Genomic DNA, 19,250 nt, shown 5'->3' with positions numbered 1-19,250 from the left:
TTACACTTACTTCGTTATCATTTGGTGAAGGAATTTGATTATGCAAACTGAAGGGGTTGGGTTAAGCACATTAGATTACGGAATATTCATTCTGTATGTGCTTGTCATTATTAGTGTTGGTCTTTGGGTTTCTCGAGATAAAAAAGGGCAAAAAAAAGGTACAAAAGACTATTTTCTAGCAGGAAAAACATTACCTTGGTGGGCAATCGGTTCTTCATTGATTGCGGCAAATATCTCAGCAGAGCAGTTTATTGGTATGTCGGGCTCTGGCTTTTCAATAGGTTTGGCCATCGCATCCTATGAATGGATGGCAGCATTAACACTGATTATTGTCGCAAAATACTTTATGCCAGTGTTTATTGATAAAGGTATTTTCACTATTCCAGAATTTGTTGAAAAACGTTTTAATAAAACGTTAAAAACAATCTTAGCGGTATTCTGGTTGGCATTATTTATCTTTGTTAACTTAACATCAGTTCTTTATTTAGGGTCGTTAGCATTACAAACAATCCTTGGTATCCCAATGCATTATGCTATTTTTGGCTTAGCATTATTTGCAGTGATTTACTCGCTTTATGGCGGTTTGTCTGCAGTTGCATGGACGGATGTGGTACAAGTTTTCTTCTTAATTTTAGGCGGTTTTTTAACCACGATAATGGCAGTGAGCTATATTGGTGGTGATGCAGGGTTATTCGCGGGTATGAGTCGTATGGCCAGCGAGGCACCTGCGCATTTTGAAATGATCTTAAGCCCAGACAACCCGCAATTTAGCAATTTGCCGGGTATTGCCGTGTTAACTGGTGGGTTATGGGTTGCCAATTTATATTACTGGGGCTTTAACCAATATATTATTCAACGTGCATTAGCCGCTAAATCGATTAATGAAGCGCAAAAAGGTTTGGTTTTCGCGGCATTTCTCAAACTTATTGTCCCAATCCTCGTTGTCGTACCCGGTATCGCGGCATATGTGATTGTTTCTGATCCAGCGTTATTGGCAGGATTAGGTACGATGGCACAAGAGCATATACCTACGCTGGCACAGGCAGATAAAGCTTACCCATGGTTAACGCAGTTCTTACCCGTAGGCGCTAAAGGGGTTGTATTTGCTGCATTAGCTGCAGCGATCGTCTCTTCTTTAGCTTCCATGCTGAACTCAGTAGCAACTATTTTCACCATGGATATTTACAAAGAATACATTGCTCCATCCACATCTGATCACAAATTAGTGAATGTTGGGCGGGTTAGTGCGGTTGTTGCCTTAATTGTTGCCTGCTTTATCGCCCCATTACTGGGTAACATTGGACAAGCTTTCCAATATATTCAGGAATATACGGGGTTAGTTAGCCCAGGTATCTTAGCTGTCTTCTTATTAGGCTTGTTTTGGAAGAAAACCAATGCGAAAGGGGCGATCATCGGTGTACTGCTCTCCATCCCATTTGCATTATTCTTAAAACTGATGCCATTAGGTATGCCATTCCTAGACCAAATGATGTACACCTTCTTCTTTACTGCGGTGGTGATTGGTTTGATAAGCTTAACAACAGCAAAAGAAGATGACTGTGAGGGGGCAATTATCCTAACGTCAGAGACATTTAAAACCTCAAAAGGCTTCAATATTGCGTCATACGCAATTATGGTTATCTTATGCGTTTTATATGCACTGTTCTGGTAACGAAATACATCTAACAACCTGATAAATAAAATGATAACATTAGGCGGGAAAGGTAACTCCCGCCTTATTTTTTGCGTTTGTTAAGCAAAATAATGGTTATCATCAAAACTGAAATTGGATTAACTATCTATTGTCACTAACCCTCAAGAAAAAGCTATCTCATTGATAATTCGATTCTGTCTATGAGATAGCTGTCAGAGCCGTAAAAATATTGCGATTAACGTTTAAATGACAACGATGCTACCGCCACACTTTCATCACATTGTTCTCTATTTTCAAATGGTTGCTTATACTTAGTTAATAACATCCATTCACCAGCAGGTAAATGCTTAATTGAAATAATGCCATCATTATTACTCGTCACCGAATACTCCGCAGTATGTGGCGGGTGCTTTGATTCGTTATTAGCTGCATGACTGTGGCTATGATTATGACTATTTTTAATATATTCAGCAGAATCTATTTCAACTTGGCTATGACTAAGTGGCTTACCGCGGTAAAAAACCTGAAATAAATCTACCTGCTCATTATTAGAAAAAATATTATTAATTGGGACTATTTCTAACTCTTGCCCTATAGGTTTAAAGATATAACTATCTAATTTTAGATTTCCGTCACTCACGATCGTTTTAGCGAATTTAACGCTGAATTGGCAATAGCTCGCTTGTTCTGCTTGTTGCTTATCTAGTGGCCGCCAACCCTTCTTAGTTCTAGACCAAAACATCGGTTTCATATTTGTTGATATAATAAAGTTTTCTGTATTTTTTAGATGTTGCTTATATTCATAGACATAATCTGTTTCTGTGCTTTCTAATGGTTCACTTCCTTGTTCTGTCGTTATTTGCGGTAATACAAAGTAATCCTGCCGATTAGGTAAGCGTCCTTTCGACGGGAAATCATGGCCATAGCCAATCTCAGCAATAATACGGTCGCTTATTGGCTTAGCAGTGAGCCAAACATCATGAGCGGATGCTATAGATGTCATCAACAATGTGGATAAACTAATCGTAATTAATTGGTATTTCATTTCAGTATTCCTATTTACCATTGGTAACTAACAAAAACATTAACAGAGCGGCCCGCAATAGGAGCACCTTGAATTGAATTCGCTTGCTTATTTAATGCATTATCTAAAACTAACGCAGCGGTTACGCCTTTTAGATTTTCGAGAGGTTGATAATCCACAGAAAATGTATTTAAAACATAGCCTGCTTGAGTGTCCGTGCCTGTTTTCACATGGCGTGCTGGCGCGACAAAAGTGCCTCGCCAACCGACGGATACGTCACTGAGTGATGTGGGTATTTCTAGAGAAGTGACCACCGTATCAGGACTTAAATTTCCTAACCATTCACGATTATTAGCATCAATCCCATCAGTGTGGTTATAGGATAGGCCTAATTTGAAATCACGATGTTCATAACTTGATTGGATATCCCATCCCCAAATTTTTGCTAACGCGACATTATTTGCATAGGTAATTCCCTTTTTTCTATCAACATGCGTTGCTATATAATTTTTCGCATGGGTATTAAAGTAGCTGCCTTTCAGTTCGATGTTATCTCCCTCAGAGAAAATAGAATCAAATGTCAGGCCCGCTCCAATCTCCTGTGAATGATTAGTTTCAGGCTTTAAGTTTGGATTTGGTACCCAATAATTAGGTTTCCCTCGTGAATAAAAATGTAATCCATCACGATACATTTCTTCCATTGTGGGGGCCCGAAAAGCTGAAGATGCCGAACCAAATAACATCAGCCAATCGGTTGGATTTAATACAATTGCAGCTTTTGGCGAGTAGTTGCTAGCCGTTAAATCACCATATTTTGAATTGCTACTTTGGTAATGGTCATAACGAGTACCAATGATAAAAGTCATTGGTAAATCACGTAATGTAATCTCATCTTGGATTAGCCCTGAGTAAAAATTAATTTTCCCATCAGGGTAGACGGTTTCAGCACCTGAAGGTTGGTGCTTTTGATGATAAAATTCGCCACCGACAATAATCTGTTGACCAAATAATGGCGATTGGATCACACTCGTATTCGTTATTTTTGTTCCATAACTTGAGCTATTGCGGTGTTTACTTTTTTGTCCCGCAGGTGTTGAATGAACATCCACTTCAGAAGAATAAAGCAGTGTATTCAAATCAATTAAGCCTGAATAAGTAGGGTTAAAATGATAATTCATTTGTATATCACGCTGAGTAATATTGCGGTGATAGTATTCTGAATTATCAACACTAGGACTCGTGACTGTTGGGTTGCCAGGTTCTTTTGATTTACTACGATAGTGTTTGATACTGCCGCTTACACTTTGGTTCTCGTCAATCGCATATTCACCTTTGGCAAACAAGCTGTTATTTTCTTCATCATTTGGAGCGGAGTACCCATCTCCTTGATAAATATTACCTCGCTGACGTTGGGTCAGCGAAAGCAAGCCATCAAATTGTGCTGTTCGCCCATATGCCATCGCCCCTGTTCCATAGCTATGGTCCCCTGTTGCCCCTGCAGTAAATACGCGAAAGCCATATTTCTCGTTAACATCCAGAAAATCTTTTGCATTTGCAGTTCGATAATCAATGACTCCCCCAAGTCCACCGCTACCATACAAACTTGACATAGGTCCCCTGACAACCTCAACTTTTTGGATTAAAAATGGGTCGACAAATGTCGCACTTCCCTTGTCCATTCCAGTGTCCTGTCTTACGCCATCAACCAGAACTAAAACCCCATTTTTGTTATAACCCCGTAAGTTAAATGTTTGCCCATTAGTACGACCTACGCCAACTTCACTGATCCCCGCGATCCCTTTTAACAGCCCCCCCGCAGTCATTGAGGTATGAGTTAATGCCGTATTGTTGTGTATTACATTAACGATGGAAGGTGCTTCAAATTGTTCCGTTTCTATACCTGTTGCTGTGACAGTAATTGTTGAGTCTTTTGCAGTAGAAACGGCAAAACTCGAATTATGGTTCCCTAGAAATAAAATAAAAAAAGTTGCTAATGCTGTTGTTCTCATTAATAAACCCAATATAGATCCGATATGTGTAGGTTATGTTATAACATAACAATATAACTTCAAGTTTTTCTCTCTAATTATTTTGAAATTATTATTTTGGATTTTGCTGCCGATACCACGCTAATTCTCTAATTTGGCCGTGTATCAGCGCGTTATGGGTAAGATCACAGTGGACATTAAAGTGGATGTTTCAAAAAGAATTTCGGCGGTAGCCGCCCAAACCCATCTGATTTTATGAGATAATCTTCTTCATACCTATTTTGTATACATTATCGGCAGCTGGCGTAAAAACAATCAACACTAACTCAGTGCTCTCCGATAATAATTGATAAGAAAAGAGAATCTATCGACATGGCAAAATCACCCGCGAAAAAACCAACCAAAGGCTTTGAAGAAACCCTTTGGGATACCGCTAATCAACTGCGTGGTAGCGTTGAATCCTCTGAGTATAAGCATGTGGTACTCAGTTTGGTGTTCCTGAAATTTATTAGTGACAAATTCGAAGCCAAACGTAGCGAATTAATCAAAAATGGTCAGGAAGCCTTTGTTGATATGGATGTTTTCTATCAGCAAGATAACGTTTTCTTTTTGCCGCAACAGTCCCGCTGGTCTTATGTGCAAGAGCGTGCGAAACAAGATGATATCGCGGTGATTATTGATACTGCGTTATCCACCATTGAAAAAAGCAACGCATCACTGACAGGCGCATTGCCGGATAACTATTTTTCTCGCCAAGGGCTTGAACCGAAAAGGCTTGCCTCACTGATCGACAGCATTGAAAACATCGATACCCTTGCCACGGAGTGTGGGGTAGGGGAAGAAGATCTCGTCGGCCGTGTTTATGAGTATTTTTTAGGGCGCTTTGCTGCGAGCGAAGGTAAAGGCGGGGGCGAGTTCTATACCCCTAAATCGGTCGTAACCCTACTAGCTGAAATGTTAGAGCCTTACCAAGGCAAAGTGTATGACCCGTGCTGCGGCTCGGGCGGTATGTTTGTGCAATCGTTGAAATTTGTGGAAAGCCACCAAGGGAAAAGTAGAGATATTGCGATTTATGGGCAGGAACTGACCAGCACCACTTATAAACTGGCGAAAATGAACTTGGCGGTGAGGGGGCTTACGGGCAATTTAGGGGAACGCCCAGCGGATACCTTTTTCGCAGACCAGCACCCTGACTTAAAAGCCGATTTTATTATGGCAAACCCGCCGTTTAACTTAAAAGATTGGCGTAATGAAGCCGAGCTGACCAACGACCCACGTTTTGCGGGTTTCCGCACTCCACCGACGGGCAACGCTAACTATGCGTGGATTTTGCATATGTTATCTAAGCTCAGTGAAGATGGGGTTGCCGGGTTTGTGTTAGCCAACGGTTCCATGAGCTCGAATACCAGTGGTGAGGGGGAAATTCGCCAAAAGCTTATTGAAGATGACCGTATTGAGTGCATGATTGCACTGCCCGGCCAGTTATTTTTTACCACGCAAATCCCTGTTTGCCTGTGGTTTATCAGTAAAAGTAAACACGCGAGCGCCAAATATGGTTATCGCGACCGCCAAGGGGAAACCTTGTTTATCGATGCCCGTAACCTCGGCACCATGATCAGCCGTACCCAAAAAGAACTTACAGGTGAGGATATCGCCACTATCGCTGATACCTTCCATGCATGGCGCAGTAGCGAAAGTGAACTGAAACGTCGTGTTGTAGCCAAAGAAATCAGTATTGAGCAGTATCAAGACCAAGCCGGTTTTTGCAAGGTTGCCTCCCTTGACGATATCAAGGCCAATGATTTTGTACTCACACCGGGGCGCTATGTGGGCGCTGCGGAGGTCGAAGATGACGGTGTGTCGTTTGAAACCAAGATGCAAGAATTGACCCAAACCCTTTATCGCCAGATGGATGAAGCGGCAGAGCTTGATAAAGCTATCCGTAAAAATATGGAGGCGCTGGGGTATGGGGAGTAAAGTTAAGTTAGGTGAACTGTTAAGTGTATTAACTGACTATCATGCTAATGGGGCTTATAAGAAGCTAAAAGAAAATGTTGTATTACTCGATAAGCCTGATTTTGCTGTAATGATTCGTACAACTAATTTTGAACAGGAAGATTTTACTAATAATTTAAAATACATTAGCAAACATGCTTATAGTTTTCTTGCAAAGTCTAAGGTGTATCCTAATGATATTATTATGAATAAAATAGCGAACGCGGGGTCTAGTTATTTGATGCCTAACTTGAAAGTCCCTGTATCATTAGCTATGAATCTTTTTTTGCTTAGAGTTGATGCCGCAAAAGCAAATCCAATATATGTTTACCTTTATCTGAGGGTAAATGAGGCATATGTGAAGAGCTTTGCTAATGGTTCAGTAACTAAAACGATCACAAAAGATGCAGTTAGAAATTTAGAGATTGAACTACCAAGTCGAAATATTCAAGATCGAATCGCTGAGCAGTTTATTTGCATTAACGACAAAATTACACTTAATCGCGAAATTAATCAAACTCTCGAGCAAATGGCGCAAACGCTATTTAAATCCTGGTTTATGGATTTTGACCCTGTGATTGATAATGCGTTAGAAGCTGGTTTTTTTGAGCAGGATTTAGCTTTTTCAGAAGAATTACTTAGTCGGGTTGAATTGCGTAAAACTGTGCGTGAAAGTAATGGTTTTAAGCCGTTACCAGAGGATATCCGTCAGTTATTTCCTGATGCTTTTGAAAAGTGTTCAGAGCCTGCATTGGGGCTTGGGGGGTGGGTGCCAAAGGGTTGGTTTTATTCTTCAATTTATGAAAGCATGGATATCATTTTTGGAGCCCCATTTAAGTCAAGTCTTTTCAACGAGTTAGGCGAAGGTAAGCCAATTGTTCGCATTCGAGATTTAAAAACAGGCGCACCACAAGTATTTAGTGTAGAGCTACATCCAAAGAAAACACAAATAATAGCAGGGGATATCATTGTTGGAATGGATGCAGAGTTTAGAGCGACTATTTGGTCTGGGGATGATGCTTATTTAAATCAACGATTATTTCTTGCAAAACCCAAAGGTACTAACATCAGTAATCTTTTTGTTAAATATTCTCTTGCTCCTCTTTTAGCTATAGAAGAAATGGCTCAGGTTGGAACAACAGTTGCTCATTTAGGAAAAAAAGATATAGATAAATTCAATATTATTTTGCCTAATTCAAGTGTATTAGCAGCTTATAAAAAACAGAGTGATGATTTTTTAAGAAAAATAGTTGTCGGAATGAGAGAGAACAACACATTAACCCAACTCCGCGACACTCTCCTCCCTAAATTAATCTCCGGTGAGCTGTCTTTAGACGACATCAAAATAGATCTTCCAGAAGAAACACTTATCTAATTTACTCGACCGCTTCACATTTTTCTTATTGTGCAGCGGTTTTTGTTATCGAATCAATTAAACTAGCTTAATTAAAAAACGCGATAAAAAACAATTTATAAAACAGACAAGAAACCACTGACATGAGCCATATCTTCACCGAAGCCAAATTGGAACAGGCAATTATTGAACTGCTAGGACAACATGCAAACAATGCAGGAAAAACCTGCTATCCGCATTATGTCGGCAACACAATTCCACGTAAAGACAATAGCGAAGTGCTGATAGTGGACGACTTACGTCAGTACCTTGCTAACCAATATCAAGCAGATGGCATCACTGAAAGTGAAATCACCACGATTGTTCTGCAATTACAATCTTTGCCAGCCAGCGACCTATACCAAAGTAATAAAACTTTTTGCCATTGGCTCAGTAATGGTTTTTTACTCAAACGCGAAGACCGCAAGCAAAAAGACCTGTATATCGAACTGCTCGATACCCAAACATTGCCTGCTCAATTGGTTAAATTATTTGCTGGGGAAGATATCGCCTCGGAGGCAGATAATAACCGCTATCGGCTAGTTAACCAGCTAGAAATAGAAGGGCAAGCGCGGGACGGTGGAGTACAACTGCGCATCCCTGATGCAATTTTATTCGTTAATGGTTTACCGCTGGTGGTCTTCGAATTTAAATCAGCGGTGCGAGGTGAAGAAGCTACCCTATTTGACGCATGGACACAGCTTTGCGTGCGTTATCGTCGAGATATTCCTAAGCTATTTGTTTATAACGCCTTGTGTATTCTTAGTGATGGCGTGAATAACAAAATGGGTAACCTATTTGCCCCTTATGAATTCTATTATGCATGGCGTAAAATCAACGGTAACGAATCAACGGAAAAACAAGGCATCAATGGCCTATATACCCTGATCGAGGGGCTATTTCATCCCGTTCGTTTATTGGATGTATTGAAAAACTTTATTTTCTTTCCTGATACCAGCAAGACCTCAGTTAAGGTTTGTTGCCGTTATCCGCAGTATTACGCGGCTCGTAAGCTGTATTACAACATCGAAAAAGAGCGTAAGCAGATAAATGTGGATGGTGAAAATATTGGTGGCAGCGGTAAAGGGGGCACCTACTTTGGTGCCACTGGCTGTGGTAAAAGCTACACCATGCAATTTTTAGCACGCTTATTGATGAAAAGCGTCGATTTCGCTAGCCCAACCATTATTTTAATCACCGACCGAACCGACCTTGATGAACAGCTAGCAAAACAGTTTTGCAATGCAAAAGCCTTTATTGGCGATGAAATTATTGTCCCGGTCACCAGCCGACAAGATTTGCGCGACAAGTTAGCAGGGCGTGCCAGTGGCGGGGTATTCCTCACCACCATTCATAAATTCACAGAAGATATTCAACTGCTTTCTGAGCGCAGTAATATTATCTGTATCTCGGATGAAGCTCACCGTAGCCAAATTAACCTCGACCAAAAAATCAGTATTAACCAAGAAGACGGCACGGTTAAAAAGACTTATGGTTTTGCTAAATATTTGCATGATTCACTGCCGAATGCCACTTACGTTGGTTTTACGGGAACGCCTATCGACGCCACCTTAGATGTATTTGGTGAAACTATCGATAGCTACACCATGACCGAATCGGTGAATGATGAAATTACTGTACGCATTGTGTACGAAGGGCGTGCAGCTAAAATCGCCCTTGATAACAGCAAATTAGAAGAGATCGAACGCTATTACCAAGAGTGTGAAGCCCAAGGCACCAGCGAATATCAGATAGAAGAAAGCAAAAAAGCCACCGCAAACATGAACTCCATTTTAGGGGATCCTGACCGTATTGATGCGCTAGCGAAGGATTTTGCGCAACATTATGAAAAGCGGGTGGAAGAAGGTTCAACCATCAAAGGCAAAGCAATGGTGGTTTGCGCTAGCCGTGAAATTGCCTATGCCTTTTATCAGAGCCTGAAGTTACAACGGCCAGAGTGGTTTGAGGCGAAACTGGCAATAGAGGGTGTCGAACTCACTGAGCAAGAGAAAAGCGAATTGATGCGCCTGCCGATGGTCAATATGGTGATGACTCGTGGAAAAGATGACCATGAGGCCATGTACAATTTGCTGGGAACGAAAGATTACCGCAGAGAGTTAGATAAACAATTTAAGAACCCGAAATCCAACTTCAAAATAGCCATTGTGGTGGATATGTGGCTGACCGGTTTTGACGTACCAGAACTGGATACTATTTACATCGATAAGCCATTACAAAAGCATAATCTTATTCAAACTATTTCCCGCGTGAATCGCCGTTTCGAAGGAAAAGAAAAGGGATTAGTGGTTGACTATATTGGTATTAAAAGTCGCATGAATATGGCGTTGGCCATGTATTCGAAAGCGGATAAGTCTAATTTCGAAGATATTCAGCAATCTATCGTTGAAGTGCGTAATCACTTGAACTTATTGGCGCAAGTATTCCATAAATTTGATAGCGATGATTACTTTTCAGGTTCGCCAACGCTGCAATTAGACTGCCTTAATCGGGCGGCTGAATTTATCTTGCAAACCAAGAAAGTTGAACTGCGTTTTATGGGCTTAGTGAAGCGGTTGAAAGCCGCTTATGATGTGTGTGTGGGCAGTGAAGATATTACTCAAGATGAACGTGAACACATTCATTTTTATCTCGCGGTACGCTCCATCGTTTACAAATTAACGAAAGGGGACGCACCGGATACAGCGCAAATGAACCAAAAAGTGCGAGAAATGATAGCCGATGCGCTCAAAGCCGAAGGCGTGGAAGAGATTTTCACGTTGGGTGATGACAAAGCGGAAACCATCGATATTTTTGATGATGAATACATGGCGCGCATCAATAAAATCAAACTGCCAAACACAAAAATGCAGCTGCTACAAAAGATGCTACAAAAAGCCATTAGTGATTTTCAAAAGGTCAATCAACTCCAAGGGATCAACTTTTCCAAGCGTTTTCAAGCTTTAGTTGAGCAATATAACCAACGCAAAGAGAATGATGTGCTCAATGGCGAAGAGTTCGACGATTTCACGGCACAAATGGCGGATATGATTTATGACATCAAGGCGGAAATGATGTCATTTAAAGGCATAGGTATCGATATGGAAGAAAAAGCTTTCCTCGATATTTTGTTGCATATGTGCCAGAAATACGATTTTACCTACGATGACGACAAAATGCTGGCACTTGCTAAGGATATGAAGCGGATTGTGGATGACAGCACACAATACCCTGACTGGAGCAACCGAGACGATATTAAAGCTAAGCTGAAAGTCGACCTGATTTTATTATTGCACCGTTATGGCTTCCCACCAGTGGCCAATGACGAGGTGTATAAAAGCGTGCTGGAACAAGCCGAGAACTTTAAGAAATATCAGCTGGGGTGATTGGTACTTGCTGATATATAGTCGGGGACTTTAGTTTACTGAACTAACAAATGGTCAGGTGAAACGTCTAATAGTGGGCCGCATACGCATACTTATTCAGGTAACACGGAAAACCTCGGTTCAGGAACGGCCTTAACAGTTACCAATGCCTATATCATGCTGATGGGATGGTATCGAATAAGTTAAGTGATATTAATAAATAAAAGTGTGGCGTGCATTGTAATATGCACACCACACTTAAATTAAAAGATCACTTGTTGTTCAATTGTTTTTTTGTTATCCATATCTACAATGAAATTAATGGATTTTATATTTTTAGGTGAAACTGGAATAGTGAAACCAACTAAATTCATACCATAAATAGAGTCTATCTTGTTATTCTCTTCAGTATGTATTTTGTTTTTGTCATCCATTACTATTATTCTATAGCTTTCATTTGACATTAACTTTTTGTTATCAACAAGTTGTAGGGCTATAGTTGTTCCTTTCAAAAATCTATCTTTACCTAAGAATAGATTTGAAACATTTGTATTTGTTACATTAGGTAGTGGCAGTTTTATCCCATCTAAAATAACTGCGTAGTTATAGTCTATTTTATAGGTTTCAATCGGATGGCTAATGTTAAAGTATTCAGCCATTGCATTAGGATTATGATATAAATCCATTTCGTCACCACCTCTGAAAGAGCGTGGATAGTAATACTCGGGTATCTTATCGGTTTTAGAATCACCAATTATTTCTTCGTTTATTGCATAAATTCTTATTTTCTCTTGAGTCGTTATTGCATTATATGAATAGACCATTTGAATATATGAAAAAATGAAACCACAAAGAGTTAAAATACCAATAAAATATGTAATTGCGATTCCTCTTTTATTTTTCATACTAAATGCGTATCCAATAGAAAAGGAGCATGAAATAACATAAAAAAGGTGAGCGCCACTCAAAGACCTAGTAGGAAATGTTGGGGATGCAACCATGGAAAATATACTTAAAAAGCCTAATACGATAAACAATAATGAAAGATAAAAGCTTTTTGACTTCTTTTCACCTACATAAGTTAGTAGTAAAAGTAATGAAGCAACTAGTACACCCCACGTTTTAGTAAATGAATGTGAAAGTTTATCCGATAAAAAATATGTGATTTTTTCTATCGTACTGAGGGAGTAAAAGTCAGTGAAAAGAGCAGCTCGATGAAAATTACCAGGGCTCGAAATCAAAGTTACAAACCCAAGTATAACAAGTACAGATGAAAAGATAATAAGTCTGTTTTTATGTTTAAAAAAAACATAACAGGAGGTAATTACTGAAATGGCAACTATAATCCAACTCGTATTTTCATTACTGCATCCAGCAAAAAAAGAACTGATTATGAGAGGGATTAGACACTTTTTATCATCAAGATAACGAAATAAAAAATAAAGATAAATAACAATAAATAAATTTGTGACAAGATAATTTGCTGCACCAACAACCCAAAAAACAATTTGACCAAGAGCTGGGTTTGTAACCCAGTAAATTGAAAATAAAACAATAAACTGTAAAAAAAATGTTTTTTTACTTGTGTCAGAGTTACTACTTATTTTAGTAATTAAAAAGATCATCATTGTTAATACAAATGCAATCATACTATTTTTTAGTATGTTAGAGCCTGATGTAAGAACTAGAGTGCTAAAATAGTCTGATACAAATCTTCCACTCCATGAAAGGTAGTGAGATACATGAGCAGATAATGAATTTCCTTTAATATAATACACATAGTCATCAGAATGCATAGGTGTATAGTATTCGACTAAAAAAATAAGCGAAAAGACAATTAGGACACTTATGTAGCCTAAATTAATACGTTTTAAGTAGTTAGTCATTTTTGTTCTCAATATAATCTGTCTTTTTTAGCAAGTATCTAGGCCTTGCTTTGCTTTCAGTATAAATACGACCAATATACTCACCGAGTACACCAATACCAATAAGCTGAACTCCACCTAAAAATAGAATAGAAACAAGTAATGAAGGATAACCAGGAACAGGATTACCCCAAATTAATTTATCTACCATCATCCAACCACCATAGATAAAAGATGCAAAAGCAACAAATAAACCAATGTAAGTCCAAACGCGTAATGGAAAAGTAGAAAAACTCGTTATACCTTCTAAGGCTAAGTTCCATAATTTCCAGCCATTGAATTTACTTTCTCCAGCAGATCTTTCTGCTCTGTTGTATTCAACAACATCAATTTTTCCACCCACCCATGAAAGGATACCTTTCATGAATAAATTACGCTCAGGTAATAATTTTATATATTCGACACTCTGACGAGATATCAACCTAAAATCGCCAACATTTTCTTCAATTTCAGGCGCGCTAATTTTATTATGGAGCTTGTAAAACCATTCAGCTGTTTTGCGTTTTAACCATGTATCACTAGTACGATTAGCTCTTTTTGCGAGAACAATATCTGCGCCTTGTTGCCATTTATCTATGAGCTGTGGAATAACATCAATAGGATCTTGAAGGTCTACATCAATAGGTATTACAGCTTCTCCAGTTGCGTATTCAAGGCCCGCAAACAAAGCCGGTTCCTTACCAAAATTTCGCGTGAAGTTTAAAGGGAGCACTAAAGGGTCAGCAATAGCTAATGCATTGATAATATTTTCAGTGCTGTCTTTACTTCCATCATTTATGAAGACTATTTCGATATCATATTGATTAAGAATCGGGTGTTCTCTTACTGACTTATAAAATATAGGGATAGCTTCTTCTTCGTTATAAACGGGCACTACTAATGATATTTTCATTGTGGAGTATCTCTGAAAACAAAGATTTTGGAGTAAAGAAAACCTAATACGAGGCTAATCGAAGAAAAAATTATTAAAGTTGCGATAGGGGGGAATCGTAGCTGGTCTGAAACATAACCAGTCAAATAACTTAATAGCCCCATAAATAAGGTAAATGATAAGTATCGTGCTGTAGTCGCTTTAGCTTTGAACGTGAATTTTGCATTAGCAAAAAAGGAAAAACTGACAGCAGCTATGAAGCCTATTAAGTTAGCTATAGCTTGAGAGGTTGAAAGGAACACTGTCAGTAGCCCAAAAATGGACCAATGTATAAGAGTGTTTAAAATTCCAACCGAAAAGTATTTAGTGAATAACTTAATCATTTCAATCATTCGTATTGAGAAGAGAATAAGTAATTTAGTATACCTGAATATACCTACTGATGCAGCAAACTGATAAGGAGAGTTTATGTGAAATGTCGTGTTAGTCTTACTTTATTCTCCACCAAATTGCGAGGCGGAAAAGCAAGCCTATATTATAAAATAGGGGAAATGGGATTTTACTACAGTACCACTACGAACTATTTATATTTTGGTATAAGTGTGAATGGTAGGTGTACTTAGAAAACAATAAAAAAGCCCAGCGAAGTGGGCTTTTAGTAACTTTCAAATGCGCGTGCATTTCACGTGCACTTTCTAGTCTTAATGTTGCCAGTGTCTAGTCCAACTGATTTTGCTAACTTCCTGTTTTTAAACCTGTTGTCCTATCACTGACCCACCAAATTTGGGCTGGCGGGAGTTGAACCCGAGTCCGTAATTTTTTAATATATTGATTGTTAAAGGGTATTTTTATGATGGGTTAATCATGTGCACTAGATGTGCACATGGGGGGACTAGGGTTGTATTTTTATACAATAAGTTGATTTTTTGTAGTTCATCAGGGCTGTATCAAAAACTTAACGTGAAAAACTTGTAATACTATGTTTTTAAAAAGCAGGTAATTCGTTGTTCAAAAGCTAGAACACCCTCATCATTATCTTTATCTGCTATTGAAAATAATTTCTCTGAGCTAAATCCTGTCCTTTTTATTAATTTTTCATAATACTTTTTATTCCTTCTTTCTGGCTTTCCTTTTAACTCACCGACATATGGTAAATTATATGTCTCATTTTCATCATTATACTTTCTAAATATTTCTTTTTCTACTGAATCGAAAGGTAGAAAAAGTAATTTTGAAACGATATCTTTATTTTTTCTTGTTATCTCTTCTTTTACATCGCCATCTAATATAACTAAAACTTTTTCATCTCTTTCACATAAAAAAGAATTTTCTTTGTTTTTTTTGTAAAAATCAATTACATTTTCACACCCTCCAATACTAATAACTTCTATTTTTTCTTTTTTATTGAATGTTAATGAATTTGTTATTTTCTGTATTTTATCTTCAATGTATTTCTTTAATACATCATCTTCAGTTAAAATATATCGATCGCTACCTTTGAATTCAAACATAACACCCTTGATATAACTATAGCCCCTTTTTTTTAATTCAGTAATACCATTTGAATTTTCAAGGTAATAAATGTTAATTCCAATCTCATCAATAGATTTTAACATTGCAAGAGAATGTGTTGTAAATATAAAAAATTTATCATTGTCTTCACTTGCTTTTTTTAATATTTTTACTAGTCGTATTTGAGCGTAAGAATCTAATGATATATCTATCTCATCTATTATTACTAGTTTAGTTTCTGAGTTTATTATTCTATATAAATTTATTACAAAGTATTCTCCTGAACTAAAGTAATCTTCTCTAATGTAATTGCTGTTTCCTACGATCTTGAAAAAGTATTCTTCACCATTGATTTTTACTGATTTTAGATCGGAAAAATTTTTATATGGATATATGAAAGTTAAAAAATTTATTAAACCACGAGGTATTGAGTATTCGTTAAAAGCAATTTTTATTCTTAGCTCACTATCAATATCGTTTAATTTAGAAAAGGCACCATATCGTTTTCCATATGGAATTGGGAGTTCGACTACTCCTAGATTCTGTTTATTGACTAAGTTTCTACAATCTATTTGCTTGATTGAGGGGTTATATCTGTACTCATAAACTTCATCATCGAAATTAATTAATAGCTCGCTGTTTTCATTGAAAATAAATGGATTTGATGTTTTTACAAATATAGTTGGTTGAAATAAAATTCCCATTGACTTAATTAGGGTTGTCTTTCCAATTCCATTATGGCTGACAATACAGAATATTTTACTTTCACTAAAGTCAAAACTAACGTTAAGATTAGTTAAATGTTGTATTTGATTTATTGATAATTCAAATTTCATTTTATAAGACTCTTTCTAATAAACATTTCCACAATTGTTGAACCATATTTTCTTTTTAGTTTATTTATGTAGCTATTATCAATAGTACTTACATAATTAATTATTCCAGATAAATATCTTTTTATCTCTGTTGTTTCAGAGTCTTTGGAGTGTATATTGTTCAATTTTGACATGTAGTAAAGTTTTGTTTCAATATTATTTTTTAATTTTTTATCAACAGTGATGTGACCATCAGGCATAATACAGACCCCCATTATTTTTCTGAGATTTCCTTTCCTTAATAATTTTGTTTTACTTTTATTTAGAATAAAATTGTCATTCTCTGATGTTAAAATTTGCTGGAGATCATCAAATATAGTATTTTTATTTATATCCCTATTAGAAGATATGATGATATCATCAGCATAGCGTGTATAATAATATTCATTTTCATTTGAAAATAATTTTATTTTAAAGTCAATGTCACTAAAGAGAATATTACTTAATGATGGGGATGTAGATAATCCTATAGGCAGTGTATTGTTATAAGTAACAATATCAACTATTTCGGGTAAATATTGGTTAATGTCAGAAATAATAAAATTGTTAAATTTATTAATTAATTTAACTTCTATAAACTTACTAGAAAATGAAGGGAAAAAATTATTTATATCAGTTTTAAATATAAAATTACTGTTTCTATGAGGCATAACACAGTTTAATACGTTAACACCTTTTCGATATGAAAAGACAACATCATTCATGATCTCTATCCGATTAAAGACGGCTTCATTTAGAAAACGATGGAGTAATTTTAGTTTATTGAAACCTTTTTTGTATGCAATAATTTCCTTACCTTTATAAGTTTTTAACTCTAAATAATCATCTTTATTTAGATGAATTAACTCATTAAATTCCATTGAATTATTAAAATAAATATCAAATATATCTTTTATCTGTACACTCATGTGATATCACTTTTTATATCCTTTGATATTGGTAGTATACCAATATCAATATAAGAAGAACACTAGGAAGCAAAAGAAGAGGGTAAGGTTGGATAGACATACAAAAACCGCCTCATAAGTGTGTAATTTTTCAATTAATTACAAGTTATGAAGCGGTATTGCAAGATATCTTAATGCCTGTAGAGGCCGTTCGCTGACCGGAGATTCTCACTAGTCACGGCATGCAATGAGTATAGCAAAAAAAAAACAGATGTAAATAGAGTGAATACATAGTTACACACATAAGATTTCGTAATGGCGGCTTTAGATATGAAAATTTATTGTATGGTGGTAATGTTAGACTTATTTTCACCATATATATTAACTAGATATATATTTTGCTTATCTTAAGTTAAGTTCGGAGTTCAATATTTTTCATTGCGCTCCCATCATACTCCTTAAGATACCCCCCATAGTGCCTAAACAGCATTTCAGGTCCTTTATGTCCCATTTGTCCTGCTAGCCAAAACAGATTGGCACCTTGGCTTATATGCCTTGTGGCAAAGGTATGTCTAGTTTGATATGGATTTCTGTACCGAATACCTGCTTTCTTCAGAGTTGGCACCCATGCTTTCTTTCTGATTGCGTCAGCGCCTGCCCAAGCTTTATTTGTTTTCGGATCTTCAAAAATCACATCATCTTTTAGGAACGTGAATTGCTTCTGGTTATTTAGGGCGTTCAGGGCTTCACTATTCAACTCAACTTTTCTAGTACCAGCTTTAGTTTTGGTTTTCTTAATAACACCAACCACGCTGGCGGATTGCACGTGTGCAGTATTTTCTATGAAATCAATATCACTCCATCTCAATGCACATAGTTCAGAGCTTCTTAACCCTGTATTAATGGCAAACTGAAATAAGTTTTTCCATTGCTCATATCTTGCCGCAGTAAGTAGGGCAGAGACTTCTTTAGGTGACAATGGGTCAACAATATAACTGCTTTCATAGTCACTGTTATTTGATTGGTATCTGGAGGCAGATACAAGGCTTACTGGGTTAATTGACACTATCCCATCTGTAATGGCTTCATCTAACGAGCTACGTAAGAAAGAGAGCTGATTACGGATGGTTTTTAATACTGTCGTTTGCTTTTGTATCCAGTTTTTTAGGATCGCGGGTGTTAGTGATGAAACATGTAATTGGTGCAAATCAGACAGGGCACTTTTGCATTTTTTATAACCGCCAATCGTTGAGGGTGATAAATTTCGAGTTTCGCAAATAACTAAATATTCGTCTAAATAATCAATCACTCTTTTTTCGCGATTATTGACGCCAAAAAGTATTAATTTTTTAGAGTTAGGAAAATATTTAGCGTAATTAAAAGTGCCTTTTTCAATGTTATTTTGAATTTCAGCAAGTAGCCTTTCAGCGTATTTAATATTTTTATTATCGACGGTTAGTCTAGAGAGAGGCTCTCTACAGAGCGCCCCTCTATAAGTAAACGTGATAACAATAGTTTGGCTGGTTTTGTTGTTACGAACCGTCACCCCTCTTGGTAGTGCGTAGCCTGTTTGTTTTTTCGCGCCCACTTATTCACCTCAGCAATATCAATCCAACGTTCTTTTGAACCTTCAACTTTTAAAACATGTACACCGACTATCCAATATTGCCGTTGTATGCGCTTATTAATGGACTCTGGTGTTTCTCCGTACATATTGCAGTATGCGGAAATAGGCAAACATTCATATAACATAACTTCCTCCTA

Annotated in this window: 13 protein-coding genes; 4 read left to right on the top strand and 9 right to left on the bottom strand. The window is 37.2% G+C overall.

From position 1 onward, the window contains the following. Positions 1-40 precede the first annotated feature (40 nt). On the top strand, positions 41-1,672 hold the full coding sequence (locus M0M83_RS13810) for a sodium/sugar symporter (RefSeq protein WP_248466771.1): 1,632 nt from the start codon (positions 41-43) through the stop codon (positions 1,670-1,672). Between the two features lie 217 nt (positions 1,673-1,889). On the opposite strand, the gene M0M83_RS13805 is transcribed toward M0M83_RS13810, so the two are convergent. Then, positions 1,890-2,699: a DUF4198 domain-containing protein gene (locus tag M0M83_RS13805; RefSeq protein ID WP_213914335.1), complete on the bottom strand. Its 810-nt coding sequence runs from the start codon at positions 2,697-2,699 to the stop codon at positions 1,890-1,892. Positions 2,700-2,713: 14 nt separating this feature from the next. After that, entirely contained in the window at positions 2,714-4,687 is a 1,974-nt protein-coding gene (locus M0M83_RS13800; RefSeq protein WP_248466770.1) for a TonB-dependent receptor domain-containing protein, read from the bottom strand. Between the two features lie 351 nt (positions 4,688-5,038). Here M0M83_RS13800 and M0M83_RS13795 point away from each other — a divergent pair, with 351 nt between their 5' ends. From M0M83_RS13795 to M0M83_RS13785, 3 genes are all read left to right on the top strand, one after another. Further along, complete coding sequence (locus tag M0M83_RS13795; RefSeq protein WP_248466769.1) at positions 5,039-6,643, top strand: type I restriction-modification system subunit M; 1,605 nt, start codon at positions 5,039-5,041, stop codon at positions 6,641-6,643. Next, positions 6,633-8,036: a restriction endonuclease subunit S gene (locus M0M83_RS13790; protein WP_248466768.1), complete on the top strand. Its 1,404-nt coding sequence runs from the start codon at positions 6,633-6,635 to the stop codon at positions 8,034-8,036. The genes M0M83_RS13795 and M0M83_RS13790 overlap by 11 nt, the downstream gene beginning before the upstream one ends. Positions 8,037-8,158: 122 nt before the next feature. Next, positions 8,159-11,437 carry a type I restriction endonuclease subunit R gene (locus M0M83_RS13785; RefSeq protein WP_248466767.1) on the top strand — a complete coding sequence of 1,093 codons (3,279 nt, stop codon included), beginning with the start codon at positions 8,159-8,161 and terminating at the stop codon, positions 11,435-11,437. A gap of 242 nt (positions 11,438-11,679) precedes the next feature. Here M0M83_RS13785 and M0M83_RS13780 read toward each other — a convergent pair whose 3' ends face one another. The 7 genes from M0M83_RS13780 to M0M83_RS13750 form a co-directional block, all read right to left on the bottom strand. Then, a complete protein-coding gene (locus tag M0M83_RS13780) occupies positions 11,680-13,302 on the bottom strand; it encodes a DUF6056 family protein (protein ID WP_109911405.1) in 1,623 nt (540 codons plus the stop codon). After that, the gene (locus M0M83_RS13775; protein ID WP_109911406.1) at positions 13,295-14,233 is read right to left on the bottom strand and encodes a glycosyltransferase family 2 protein; all 939 of its coding nucleotides are present in this window, start codon (positions 14,231-14,233) and stop codon (positions 13,295-13,297) included. The genes M0M83_RS13780 and M0M83_RS13775 overlap by 8 nt, the downstream gene beginning before the upstream one ends. Continuing rightward, entirely contained in the window at positions 14,230-14,595 is a 366-nt protein-coding gene (locus M0M83_RS13770; protein WP_004912862.1) for a GtrA family protein, read from the bottom strand. The genes M0M83_RS13775 and M0M83_RS13770 overlap by 4 nt, the downstream gene beginning before the upstream one ends. A 594-nt stretch (positions 14,596-15,189) precedes the next feature. Then, positions 15,190-16,560, bottom strand: coding sequence for an AAA family ATPase (locus M0M83_RS13765; RefSeq protein ID WP_131680618.1), 1,371 nt, complete (start codon positions 16,558-16,560; stop codon positions 15,190-15,192). Further along, complete coding sequence (locus tag M0M83_RS13760) at positions 16,557-17,507, bottom strand: reverse transcriptase domain-containing protein (protein ID WP_131680617.1); 951 nt, start codon at positions 17,505-17,507, stop codon at positions 16,557-16,559. The genes M0M83_RS13765 and M0M83_RS13760 overlap by 4 nt, the downstream gene beginning before the upstream one ends. 391 nt (positions 17,508-17,898) lie before the next feature. After that, positions 17,899-19,074, bottom strand: coding sequence for a site-specific integrase (locus M0M83_RS13755; RefSeq protein WP_131680616.1), 1,176 nt, complete (start codon positions 19,072-19,074; stop codon positions 17,899-17,901). Further along, positions 19,029-19,238 (bottom strand): excisionase, encoded by a 210-nt coding sequence (locus M0M83_RS13750; RefSeq protein WP_068445436.1) that lies wholly within the window; start codon positions 19,236-19,238, stop codon positions 19,029-19,031. Before M0M83_RS13750 ends, M0M83_RS13755 begins: the two co-directional genes overlap by 46 nt. Positions 19,239-19,250: the final 12 nt, after the last annotated feature.

It is taken from the genome of Providencia rettgeri (assembly GCF_023205015.1).
GTDB classification, from domain to species: domain Bacteria; phylum Pseudomonadota; class Gammaproteobacteria; order Enterobacterales; family Enterobacteriaceae; genus Providencia; species Providencia rettgeri_E.
This window is presented reverse-complemented; position numbering and strand designations above follow the sequence as displayed.

Coding starts and splice junctions, on each gene's coding strand:
- M0M83_RS13810 (WP_248466771.1), top strand. CDS start 41: ATGCAAACTGAAGGGGTTGGGTTAAGCACATTAGATTACGGAATATTC.
- M0M83_RS13805 (WP_213914335.1), bottom strand. CDS start 2,699: ATGAAATACCAATTAATTACGATTAGTTTATCCACATTGTTGATGACA.
- M0M83_RS13800 (WP_248466770.1), bottom strand. CDS start 4,687: ATGAGAACAACAGCATTAGCAACTTTTTTTATTTTATTTCTAGGGAAC.
- M0M83_RS13795 (WP_248466769.1), top strand. CDS start 5,039: ATGGCAAAATCACCCGCGAAAAAACCAACCAAAGGCTTTGAAGAAACC.
- M0M83_RS13790 (WP_248466768.1), top strand. CDS start 6,633: ATGGGGAGTAAAGTTAAGTTAGGTGAACTGTTAAGTGTATTAACTGAC.
- M0M83_RS13785 (WP_248466767.1), top strand. CDS start 8,159: ATGAGCCATATCTTCACCGAAGCCAAATTGGAACAGGCAATTATTGAA.
- M0M83_RS13780 (WP_109911405.1), bottom strand. CDS start 13,302: ATGACTAACTACTTAAAACGTATTAATTTAGGCTACATAAGTGTCCTA.
- M0M83_RS13775 (WP_109911406.1), bottom strand. CDS start 14,233: ATGAAAATATCATTAGTAGTGCCCGTTTATAACGAAGAAGAAGCTATC.
- M0M83_RS13770 (WP_004912862.1), bottom strand. CDS start 14,595: ATGATTAAGTTATTCACTAAATACTTTTCGGTTGGAATTTTAAACACT.
- M0M83_RS13765 (WP_131680618.1), bottom strand. CDS start 16,560: ATGAAATTTGAATTATCAATAAATCAAATACAACATTTAACTAATCTT.
- M0M83_RS13760 (WP_131680617.1), bottom strand. CDS start 17,507: ATGAGTGTACAGATAAAAGATATATTTGATATTTATTTTAATAATTCA.
- M0M83_RS13750 (WP_068445436.1), bottom strand. CDS start 19,238: ATGTTATATGAATGTTTGCCTATTTCCGCATACTGCAATATGTACGGA.